Source organism: Cellulomonas sp. P5_C6, from assembly GCF_054049635.1.
The window spans coordinates 1-10,441 of the sequence record NZ_JBFULZ010000145.1 but is presented as its reverse complement, the minus strand read 5'-3'; the positions used below and the strand labels follow the sequence as shown (position 1 = coordinate 10,441).

Here is a 10,441-nt window from a genome sequence, read left to right as displayed (position 1 = left end):
GCCTACTCCCAGGTGTTCACCAGCAACGCCGAACGCGCCGCGCTCTTGCCGACCTGGCTCGAGCACTACAACCTGGAACGACCCCACCTCGGCATCGGCGGCCAACGCCCCATCGACCGCGTCAACAACGCTCCGGGTCAGTACACCTAGTCCCGCCGCGGCCGGACCGGCGGGGGCGGCACCAGCTTGGTGAGCACGATGTCGGCCGCGGGGACCCGGACGTCGCCGTGGCGGGTGCGCACCAGCACGCCGTCGTCGTCGACCTCGAGCAGGTCGCCGAGCACGTCGGTGTGCCGCGGCGTGCCCGGCCCGGGCGGCTCGGGCAGGTCGTCGCGGAGGCGTCGGACGACCACACGCACCCCCGGTGACCAGGTACGCCACTCGTTCGCGCTCATCGCTGTCCCCGTCGTGGACAGCGCGTCGCGGGCCTGAGCATGTGAGCGATACTAGGAGCACCCCTGGCCTGTGGAGGACCGACCGTGACGTATGTGATCGCCGAGCCTTGTGTGGACGTCAAGGACAAGGCGTGCATCGAGGAATGTCCCGTGGACTGCATCTACGAGGGCAAGCGGTCGCTGTACATCCACCCGGACGAGTGCGTGGACTGCGGCGCCTGCGAGCCGGTGTGCCCGGTCGAGGCCATCTACTACGAGGACGACGTCCCGGAGCAGTGGACCGAGTACTACAAGGCGAACGTCGAGTTCTTCGACGACCTCGGTTCGCCTGGTGGTGCCGCGAAGATGGGTGAGATCGACAAGGACCACCCGATTATCGCGACGCTGCCACTGCGCGTGCACGGCGAGTGACGCACGCCCGATGGGCCTGCTGACCGGCGCCCTGCCGGACTTTCCCTGGGACACGCTGACCCCGTTCGCCGACCGCGCTCGCGCGTACCCGGGCGGCATCGTCGACCTCTCCGTCGGCACGCCCGTGGACCCCACGCCCGACGTCGTGCGCCAGGCGCTGGCCGACGCCGCGGACTCGCCCGGCTACCCGACGACGCACGGCACGCCCGCGCTGCGCCGGGCGGTGGTCGACTGGTTCGCTCGCCGGCGCGGCGTCCGCGGCCTCGACCCGGCGGCAGTGCTGCCGACGGTCGGGTCCAAGGAGCTGGTCGCGTTCCTGCCGTCGCTGCTCGGCCTCGGCGCCGGTGACGTGGTCCTGCACCCGTCGGCCGCCTACCCGACGTACGACGTCGGCGCGCGCCTGGCGGGTGCGACGCCCGAGCCGACCGACGACCCGGCGCGACGCCTCGAGGGCACCTCCGACGTCCGGCTCGTGTGGCTGAACTCCCCGAGCAACCCCGACGGGTCGGTGCTGAGCGTCGACCAGCTCCGCGCGGTCGTCGACGCGGCGCGGTCGTCGGCCCAGCCCGTGGTGGTCGCGTCCGACGAGTGCTACGCCGAGCTGGCCTGGGACGAGCCGTGGGCGTCGACCGGCGTGCCGAGCATCCTGGACCCGCGCGTCACCGGCGGTGACCTCACCGGCCTGCTCGCCGTCTACTCGCTGTCCAAGCAGTCGAACCTCGCCGGCTACCGGTCGGCGTTCGTCGCGGGCGACCCGGCGCTGGTGGCGCAGCTGCTGGAGGTCCGCAAGCACGCCGGCATGATCGTGCCCGGCCCCGTGCAGGCGGCCACGACGGCAGCGCTCGCCGACGACGAGCACGTCGCGACGCAGCGGGCCGTCTACGCGCGCCGTCGTCGGGTGCTGCGCGCGGCGTTCGAGAGCGCGGGCTACGCGGTCGACCGCTCCCACGCCGGTCTGTACCTCTGGGTCCGCCCCGAGGCCGGCGGCCAGGACAGCTGGGCCACGGTCGCGGACCTGGCGGGGCTCGGGATCCTCGTCGCGCCCGGCGCGTTCTACGGGGACGCCGAGCACGTGCGCGTGGCGCTGACGGCGCCCGACGAGCGGATCGCCGAGGCCGCTGCCAGGCTGTCAGGGGCATGATCGCCCACCTGTGATGGTGGTCACACCAGTCCCAACGTCTTGTCGAGGATTGGTCACGGAACGTTCCGCGCAGGTACCGTCGATCCACGCCAACGGGGGCACGCACGCGCAGGTCCCGGCGGGCCAGCACGCACAGACGCCGACGCACCGGTCGCGCGGGACATCCCCGTCAGKCCGGGAGTCGCAGGAGAGGAACACCATGTCGGACGTCGTCACCGCGCGGGTCCAGCTGATCGTCGACGGACAGTCGAAGGATCTGCCCATCGTGACCGCGTCCGAGGGCAACGACGGCCTCGTCGTGTCCTCGCTGCTGCGCGACACCGGCATGGTCACGGTCGACCCCGGCTTCATGAACACCGCGTCCTGCGAGTCGCAGATCACCTACATCGACGGCGACGAGGGCATCCTGCGCTACCGCGGGTACCCCATCGAGCAGCTGGCCGAGCACTCCACGTTCCTCGAGGTCGCGTACCTGCTGATCCACGGCGCGCTGCCGACGGCGGCGGAGCTCGAGGCGTTCGAGGAGCGGGTCAACCGCCACACGCTGGTGCACGAGGACTTCCGCACGTTCATGGGGACGTTCCCGCGCAACGCGCACCCGATGGCCGTGATGTCGTCGGCCATCAACGCGCTCTCCACGTTCTACCCGGAGTCGCTGGACCCGTTCGACCCCGAGACGGTCGAGCTGGCCACCGTGCTGATCCTGGCCAAGACGCGGACCATCACGTCGTACGTCCACCGGGCGTCCAAGGGCGAGCCGCTGCTGTACCCGGACTACTCGCGTGGGTACGTCGAGGACTTCCTGCGCATGACGTTCGCGGTCCCGTACCAGCAGTACGACCCGGACCCGAAGGTCGTCGCGGCGCTCGACCAGCTGCTGATCCTGCACGCCGACCACGAGCAGAACTGCTCGACGTCGACCGTCCGCATCGTCGGCTCCAGCCACGCCAACCTCTACGCGTCCGTGGCCGCCGGCATCAACGCGCTGTCCGGCCCGCTGCACGGTGGCGCCAACGAGGCCGTGCTGAAGATGCTCACGGAGATCCAGGCCAACGGCGGCGACGCGACCGACTTCATGAAGCGCGTGAAGAACAAGGAGCCCGGCGTCCGCCTCATGGGCTTCGGGCACCGCGTCTACAAGAACTACGACCCCCGCGCGGCCATCGTGAAGAAGAGCGCCGACGCCGTCCTCGAGGCACTCGGCCACAACGACGAGCTGCTCGACCTCGCGATGGGCCTGGAGGAGATCGCCCTCTCCGACGACTACTTCATCTCGCGCAAGCTGTACCCGAACGTCGACTTCTACACCGGCCTCATCTACAAGGCGATGGGCTTCTCCGACGAGATGTTCACGCCCCTGTTCGCGCTGGGCCGCATGCCCGGCTGGATCGCGCAGTGGCGCGAGATGATGACCGACCCGCAGACGAAGATCGGCCGCCCGCGGCAGATCTACACGGGGGCGACAGAGCGCGACTACGTCGACGTCGACGCCCGCTGATCGCCTCCGACGCCCGCTGACCGCCTCCGCGGTCGACGCCCGCTGACTACGAGGAGCTGGACGCCGGCTGGCCGGCGGGCGTGACCCGCACGGTCCCCGCGGGGATCGGCGCGCCGGTCGCGGGCCGCCACGTGCCCGACTCGCGGTCCCAGACCTGGTCGGCCACGGCCACGGACGTCAGCTGCAACGGCTGCGCGACGGCGACGGCCCACTGCGCGACCGCCCAGTCGAGCCGGGTCCGGTCGGCGTCGCCGCCGAGCGCGGTGGTGTCGATGACCAGGGGGCCGTCCGCGTCCGGGGTGACGGGCAGGGGACCGAGGTCGCGCTGCACGCGGGCCGCGACGGCGTCGGCGGACGCGGCGGCGGGGTCGGCGTCGTGGAGCCGGCAGGTCAGGGTCGCGGGGGACCAGCCGGTGAGCGCCGACGCCCAGGCCCGGGCCCGGGTCTCGTGCTGCGCGTACGCCTCGGGGAAGCCGGAGCGCTGCACGGCCTGCGCGGCCTCGGTGATCGGCAGGTTCTCGTACCCGTCGATCGTGACCAGCCCGTCGTAGAACCGCCCGGTCGCGTACACGGGGTCCTGCACCTGCTCCTCGGTGCCCCAGCCCTGAGACGGCCGCTGCTGGAACAGCCCGAGCGAGTCGCGGTCGCCGTGCGCCACGTTGGTGAGCTTGGACTCCTGCAGGGCGGTGGCCAGCGCGATCGTCACGGCCCGCGCGGGAAGACCCCTCTGGACGCCGATCGCGGCGATGACGGCGGCGTTCTGCGCCTGGTCAGGGGTCAGCGACCACTGCGTGCCGTCGAGCTCGGCGAAGCACCGCTCGGCCGCGGGCGGTGCGGGGTGCGAGCGGTTGAGCGCGACGACGACGCCGGCGATCGCCGCGACCAGCACGGCGAGGACCAGGACGACCGCGCACCCGGCCCGCCGGGCACGCCTGCGACGTCGAGCGTTCACTCGTTGGCGTGCAGCGTGGCGTTGAGCTGCACGCCCGAGCCGGCGCGCGCGACGGCTTCGACTCCGCCGGTCAGGGAGTTGCGGCGGAACAGCACGCCGTCGCGGCCGGCCAGCTCGCGGGCCTTGACCACGCGCGGCGAGTCCTCGAAGCCGACCAGGGCGACCTTGGTGCCGGCCGTGACGTAGAGCCCGGCCTCGACCACGCAGTCGTCGCCGAGCGGGATGCCGACCCCGGCGTTGGCGCCCAGCAGCGTGCGCCGGCCGATGGAGACGACCTCGCGCCCGCCGCCGGACAGGGTGCCCATGATCGAGGCGCCGCCGCCGATGTCCGACCCGTCGCCGACGACGACGCCGGCCGAGACGCGGCCCTCGACCATCGACGTGCCGAGCGTGCCGGCGTTGAAGTTGACGAACCCCTCGTGCATGACCGTGGTGCCGGCCGCGAGGTGGGCGCCGAGCCGGACGCGGTCGGCGTCGGCGATCCGGACGCCCGACGGCAGCACGTAGTCGACCATCCGCGGGAACTTGTCGACGCTGAGCACGGTCACGGGGACGCCGGTGGTGGCGCGCAGGCGCCCGCGGGTCTCCTCGAAGCCCTCGACGGCGCACGGTCCGCGGTCGGTCCACACGACGTTGGGCAGCACGCCGAACAGGCCCTCGAGGTTCTGGCCGTGGGGCTGCACCAGGCGGTGCGAGAGCAGGTGGAGCCGCAGGTAGGCGTCGGCGGTGTCCGTCAGCGGGGCGTCCAGGTCGGTGACCGTGCGGACCACCTGGATGCGGACGCCGCGGGCCTCGTCGACCCGCTCGGCGGCGGTCAGCTCCGCCGGGGCCGTGGCGTCGTCGGCGGGCGATCCGAGGGCCGGTGACGGGTACCAGACGTCGAGCGTCGTGCCGTCGTCGGTCACCGTGGCCAGGCCGAAACCCCAGGCCGTCCGTGAAGTCATGGCGACAACCCTAGGTCAACCGGCGGGCGGGCTAGGGTCTGCGCGTGGACAGTCTCGACCTCCGATCCGATCCGGTCTCCCTCACGCGCGCGCTGTGCGACCTGCCGTCGGAGAGCGGCGACGAGCGGGCGATCGCYGACGCCGTCGAGGCTGCGCTGCGCGAGTACGCGCACCTGGAGGTGCTCCGGGACGGCGACGCGGTGGTCGCGCGGACGACCCTGGGCCGGGCGCGGCGCATCGTGATCGCCGGCCACCTGGACACGGTGCCGATCGTCGACAACCTGCCGACGCGGCTGGTCGGGGACGAGCTGTGGGGCCGCGGCACCGTCGACATGAAGGCCGGCGTCGCCGTGCAGCTGGCGCTCGCGGCCGAACTGACGGATCCGACGTACGACATCACGTGGGTGTTCTACGACCACGAGGAGGTCGCCGCCGACCTCAACGGGCTCGGCCGGCTGGTCCGCCACCACCCCGACTGGGTGGCGGGCGACTTCGCGGTGCTGTGCGAGCCGACCAACGGCGGCCTCGAGGGCGGCTGCAACGGCACCCTGCGGGTCGAGGTGCGGCTCGAGGGTGTGGCGGCGCACTCGGCCCGGGCGTGGATGGGCCGCAACGCGGTGCACGCGGCGGGCGAGGTCCTTCGCCGGCTCGAGGCGTACGAGCCCGCGTCGGTGGAGGTCGACGGGCTGGTCTACCGCGAGAGCCTCAACGCCGTGCTCATCTCGGGCGGCACCGCGACCAACGTCATCCCGGACGGCTGTGTCGTCACGGTGAACTACCGGTTCGCTCCGTCCGCCACCGTCGAGCAGGCGACCCAGCACGTGCGCGAGCTCTTCGACGGGTACGACGTCGTGCTCGTCGACGCCGCCCCCGGCGCCCGCCCCGGGCTCGACGACCCGACCGCGCAGGACTTCGCGCGCGCCGTCCTGGCCGTCACCGGCGGCGAGCCTGCGGCGAAGTACGGCTGGACGGACGTCGCCCGGTTCTCCGAGCTCGGGGTGCCGGCGGTGAACTTCGGGCCCGGCGACCCGCTGCTGGCGCACAAGCAGGACGAGCGCTGCCCCGTCGGCCAGATCGCCGCCGCGCACGCGGCCCTGCGAGCGTGGCTGACCGCCTGAGATGAACGGTGTGCGTCCACCCGGCGACATGGGCGCCGCGCGCGCTCGGTCGACCTAGAGTCGGGCCATGAGCGACGACGGTCTGTCCGCCCCCGGCCACGGCTACCGCAAGGGGCCCGTCCTGCTGCGCGGGGATCAGATCCCCACCACCACCTCGGACCAGCGGCTGCTCAGCGGCACGGACGGTGCGGACTGGCTGCACGGCGACCCGTGGCGCGTCCTGCGCATCCAGAGCGAGTTCGTCGAGGGCTTCGGGGCGCTCGCGGAGGTCGGTCCCGCGGTCAGCGTGTTCGGGTCGGCGCGCGTGCCGGCGGACCACGCCGAGTACGGGGTCGGTGTGGAGGTGGGCAGGCGCTTGGTCGAGGCCGGGTACGCGGTCATCACCGGCGGCGGCCCGGGGATCATGGAGGCCGCGAACAAGGGCGCCCGGGAGGCCGGCGGCCTGTCGGTGGGGCTGGGCATCGAGCTGCCGTTCGAGCAGGGCGTCAACGACTACGTCGACCTGGGCGTGAACTTCCGGTACTTCTTCACGCGCAAGACGATGTTCGTGAAGTACTCCGAGGGCTTCGTCGTGATGCCCGGCGGGTTCGGGACCTTCGACGAGCTGTTCGAGGCGCTCACCCTGGTGCAGACGCACAAGGTGATCGGCTTCCCGATCGTGCTGGTCGGCCGGGACTACTGGCAGGGCCTGATCGACTGGATCGGCACCGCCGTGCTCGAGCGCGGCATGATCTCGACCGCCGACCTGGAGCTGCTCCAGGTCGTCGACACCGCCGAGGAGGCCGTCACGGTGGTGCTCGAGCGCGGTGCCCAGCTGCGCGCGGAGGAGGAGGCGGCCGCCGTCGAGACCGCCCGCGCCCAGCAGGCCGCCGAGGCCCGGTGACGACGCCCCCGGCCGGGGCGGTCCTGCGGCTCGGCGGACGCGAGCTCGGTCCGGACCGACCGGTCGTCATGGCGGTGGTCAACCGGACCCCCGACTCGTTCTACGCCCCCGCACGGTACGACGACGCGGCGGCCGACGACGCGGTCGCTCGGGCCGTCGAGGAGGGCGCGGACATCGTCGACCTCGGCGGCGTGCGGGCAGGACGTGGCCCCCGCGTGGAGGTCGACGAGGAGATCACCCGCGTGATCCCGCTGGTCAGGCGCGTGCGGGCGCGGTTCCCGGACCTGCTGATCAGCGTGGACACGTGGCGCGCCGAGGTCGCGCGGGCGGCTGCCGATGAGGGCGCCGACCTCATCAACGACACCTGGGCCGGCCACGACCCCGTGCTCATGGAGGTCGCCGCCGAGCGCGGGCTCGGGATCGTCTGCTCGCACACCGGCGGCGCCCGTCCCCGCACGGACCCGTTCCGCGTCGAGTACCCCGGCGGCGTGCTCGAGGACGTCGTCCGGACCCTGTCCACCGCCGCGCAGCGGGCCGTCTCGCTCGGCATCGACCCGGCGAGCGTGCTGGTGGACCCGACGCACGACTTCGGCAAGAACACGTGGCACTCGCTGCAGCTGGTGCGCCGGACCGAGGCCCTCGTGGCCCTCGGGTACCCGGTGCTGATGGCGTTCTCGCGCAAGGACTTCGTGGGGGAGTCGCTCGACCTGCCCGCCGAGGAGCGCCTGGAGGGCACGCTGGCCGCCACGGCCGTCGCCGCGTGGTTGGGTGCCCGGGTGTTCCGGGCGCACGACGTGCGCGCGACCCGGCGCACCCTCGATATGGTCGCCACCATCCGCGGGGACCGTCCCCCCGCCCGGACGGTGAGGGGGCTCGCGTGAGCGAGGTGCAGGAGGTCGAGTCGTCGGCCGCCGCGCAGCCCGCGTCGGGCGCGTGGGCGTGGGCGGCGAGCCGGCCCTGGTGGGTCCAGGTGCTCGCGGTCTACGCCGTGGCCCGGCTGTTCACCACGGTCGTCTTCCTGTGGGTGGCGACGGTCCAGGGCCAGAACTCCTGGACCGGCCCGCACCCCGGGTACTTCCCGTACGTCGGGTTCATGTTCGACGGCTCCTGGTACCGCAACGTCGCCGAGAACGGCTACCCGGCCGAGCTGCCGCGTGGTGCCGACGGGCTGGTGCAGCAGAACGCGTGGGCGTTCTTCCCGCTGTTCCCCATGTTCGCGCGGGGGATCATGCAGATCACAGGCGGTCCGTGGGAGGTCGTCGCGCCGCTGCTGGCGACCGTCCTCGGCGCCGGGGCGGTGCTGGTCATCCACCAGACGGTGGTCCGTGGTGCACCGCGCGCGATCGCCGCCCGCCCAGGCCTGCCGCTGGCGACCGTCGTGCTGGTCAGCGTGTTCCCGACGGCGGCCGTGCTGCAGACGGCCTACACCGAGGCCCTCGCGCTGCTGCTCGTCGCCGGTGCCCTGCTCCTGCTCCTGCGCCGCGACTACTGGTGGATGGCGGTGCTCGTCGTCGCCCTCGGGTTCACGCGCGCGGTCGCGCTGCCGATGGCGGTCGTCGTGGTGGTGCACGCCGCGGTCCRCTGGTGGAACGCGCGCCGCGGCACGGACACGTTCACCTGGGTCACCGGCGTCGGGCTCGCGGGCCTGGCCGTCCTGGCCGCGGCCTCCGGGTTCCTGTGGCCGGCGATCTGCGGCTGGGTCACGGGGGTGCCCGACGGGTACCTGCAGACGCAGGAGGCCTGGCGCGGGGTCCGGGAGGTGGCGCCGTTCGGCGGCTGGACCTACGTGCCCGCCTTCTGGTTCGGCTCCTGGGCGTGGCTCGTCGTCGGCCTCGGGTTCGCGCTGGTGATCGCGGTCCTCGTCGTCCCCGCCGCCTGGCGCCTGGGCAACGAGCTGCACACCTGGGCGGCCGCCTACGTCGTCTACATCGCCGCCGTGGTCGAGCCCGGCAGCAGCCTCGCCCGGTTCCTGCTGCTGGCGTTCCCGCTCGCCGCGGTGACGGCCGGTGTCGTCACCCGGCCGCCGGCCGGGCGTCGCTGGTGGTTCGGCGTGATCGTCGTGCTCATGCTCGGGCTGCAGGTGCTGTGGGTCCGGCAGATGTGGCAGGCCAACCCGGTCGCCGACTGGCCACCGTGACCGGTCCCGTCGGACTGGACGTACGTCCGATCGGTGGGCCTGACCGGCATCCGGACAGGTGAGGGGCCTCGGGTGAACTAGGATGGACCGCGGACAACCGGTAGACGAGGCCGACGTGCGGTGCGTGAAAAGCGCTCCCACGAACCGCGCACCGGACGCACGAGCTGAAGGAGAGGCCCCGCATGGCCGCGATGAAGCCGAGGACCGGTGACGGCCCGCTCGAGGTCACGAAGGAGGGGCGCGGCATCGTGATGCGCGTCCCGCTCGAGGGCGGTGGACGGCTGGTGGTCGAGCTCAACGCGACCGAGGCCGCGGAGCTGGGTGAGGCCCTGACGTCCGTCGTCAGCTGACGATGGCACGCACCCGCACTCGTTCATCGATCGGGCGGACCCCGCCCGCGGTGAGCGTCTCCGGCGGCAGCGTCGCGACCACGACGCTGCTGACCGACGGTTCGACGGACGCGGTCGCGGTCCCTGTCGCTCCCGCGCGCGCGGGTGACGACGCGCTGCGCCCGCTCGAAGGCACGGCCGAGGCCGCGGCACGTTACGGCGTCGACCTGGCCGAGATCGGCGAGCGCGCACGGCTGACCGGCGCGGCGGGGGAGATCTACGTCCTCCAGCTGCCCCGGCCGGTCGGCTCGTCGGTGACGCTGCCGTGGGCCGGGCTGCCCCCGCGGCTCGTCCTGGTCGGTGTCGGGAGCGGGCAGCCCGCGGACCTGCGCCGGGCCGGCGCCGCGCTCGCGCGCTCGTCGCGGGGTCTGCGACAGGTGGTCACCACGCTCGGCGCGGAGGCCTACCAGGACGCGTCCGCCGCCGCCACGGCCGCCAGAGCCGTCGCGGAGGGCTACCTGCTCGCCGCGTACGTCCTCACCACGCTCGGCGCGGAGGCCTACCAGGACGCGTCCGCCGCCGCCACGGCCGCCAGAGCCGTCGCGGAGGGCTACCTGCTCGCCGCGTACGTCC

General features: G+C 73.2%; 13 protein-coding genes. 10 read left to right on the top strand and 3 right to left on the bottom strand.

Annotated elements, in window-relative coordinates:
* The first annotated feature begins 12 nt into the window (after window positions 1-12).
* The gene (locus tag ACXJKG_RS15190) at window positions 13-150 is read left to right on the top strand and encodes an integrase core domain-containing protein (RefSeq protein ID WP_456846584.1); all 138 of its coding nucleotides are present in this window, start codon (window positions 13-15) and stop codon (window positions 148-150) included.
* On the opposite strand, the gene ACXJKG_RS15185 is transcribed toward ACXJKG_RS15190, so the two are convergent.
* Window positions 147-395, bottom strand: a complete 249-nt coding sequence (locus tag ACXJKG_RS15185; protein WP_456846583.1) for a hypothetical protein — start codon at window positions 393-395, stop codon at window positions 147-149. The genes ACXJKG_RS15190 and ACXJKG_RS15185 overlap by 4 nt on opposite strands.
* Before the next feature lie 84 nt (window positions 396-479).
* Between ACXJKG_RS15185 and fdxA the strand changes: the two genes are divergently transcribed.
* The 3 genes from fdxA to ACXJKG_RS15170 all read left to right on the top strand — a co-directional run bounded on the left by fdxA (window position 480) and on the right by ACXJKG_RS15170 (window position 3,445).
* Complete coding sequence (gene fdxA, locus ACXJKG_RS15180; protein ID WP_426594590.1) at window positions 480-806, top strand: ferredoxin; 327 nt, start codon at window positions 480-482, stop codon at window positions 804-806.
* Between the two features lie 10 nt (window positions 807-816).
* Window positions 817-1,947, top strand: a complete 1,131-nt coding sequence (gene dapC / locus ACXJKG_RS15175; RefSeq protein ID WP_456846582.1) for a succinyldiaminopimelate transaminase — start codon at window positions 817-819, stop codon at window positions 1,945-1,947.
* Window positions 1,948-2,146: 199 nt separating this feature from the next.
* A complete protein-coding gene (locus ACXJKG_RS15170; RefSeq protein ID WP_456846581.1) occupies window positions 2,147-3,445 on the top strand; it encodes a citrate synthase in 1,299 nt (432 codons plus the stop codon).
* Between the two features lie 46 nt (window positions 3,446-3,491).
* Here ACXJKG_RS15170 and ACXJKG_RS15165 read toward each other — a convergent pair whose 3' ends face one another.
* Window positions 3,492-4,397, bottom strand: coding sequence for a hypothetical protein (locus tag ACXJKG_RS15165; RefSeq protein ID WP_456846580.1), 906 nt, complete (start codon window positions 4,395-4,397; stop codon window positions 3,492-3,494).
* Window positions 4,394-5,341 (bottom strand): 2,3,4,5-tetrahydropyridine-2,6-dicarboxylate N-succinyltransferase, encoded by a 948-nt coding sequence (gene dapD, locus ACXJKG_RS15160; protein ID WP_456846579.1) that lies wholly within the window; start codon window positions 5,339-5,341, stop codon window positions 4,394-4,396. The genes ACXJKG_RS15165 and dapD overlap by 4 nt, the downstream gene beginning before the upstream one ends.
* A 44-nt stretch (window positions 5,342-5,385) precedes the next feature.
* On the opposite strand from dapD, the gene dapE reads away from it, so the two are divergent.
* The 6 genes from dapE to ACXJKG_RS15130 all read left to right on the top strand — a co-directional run.
* Entirely contained in the window at window positions 5,386-6,459 is a 1,074-nt protein-coding gene (dapE, locus tag ACXJKG_RS15155) for a succinyl-diaminopimelate desuccinylase (protein ID WP_456846578.1), read from the top strand.
* A gap of 67 nt (window positions 6,460-6,526) precedes the next feature.
* On the top strand, window positions 6,527-7,342 hold the full coding sequence (locus ACXJKG_RS15150) for an LOG family protein (RefSeq protein WP_456846577.1): 816 nt from the start codon (window positions 6,527-6,529) through the stop codon (window positions 7,340-7,342).
* Window positions 7,339-8,223, top strand: a complete 885-nt coding sequence (gene folP / locus ACXJKG_RS15145) for a dihydropteroate synthase (RefSeq protein WP_456846576.1) — start codon at window positions 7,339-7,341, stop codon at window positions 8,221-8,223. Before ACXJKG_RS15150 ends, folP begins: the two co-directional genes overlap by 4 nt.
* The gene (locus ACXJKG_RS15140) at window positions 8,220-9,479 is read left to right on the top strand and encodes a hypothetical protein (RefSeq protein WP_456846575.1); all 1,260 of its coding nucleotides are present in this window, start codon (window positions 8,220-8,222) and stop codon (window positions 9,477-9,479) included. Before folP ends, ACXJKG_RS15140 begins: the two co-directional genes overlap by 4 nt.
* Window positions 9,480-9,661: 182 nt before the next feature.
* Window positions 9,662-9,829: a DUF3117 domain-containing protein gene (locus ACXJKG_RS15135; protein WP_013772033.1), complete on the top strand. Its 168-nt coding sequence runs from the start codon at window positions 9,662-9,664 to the stop codon at window positions 9,827-9,829.
* 50 nt (window positions 9,830-9,879) lie between these two features.
* Window positions 9,880-10,441: M17 family peptidase N-terminal domain-containing protein (locus tag ACXJKG_RS15130; protein WP_456846574.1), on the top strand; the 562-nt coding region annotated here is incomplete at its 3' end.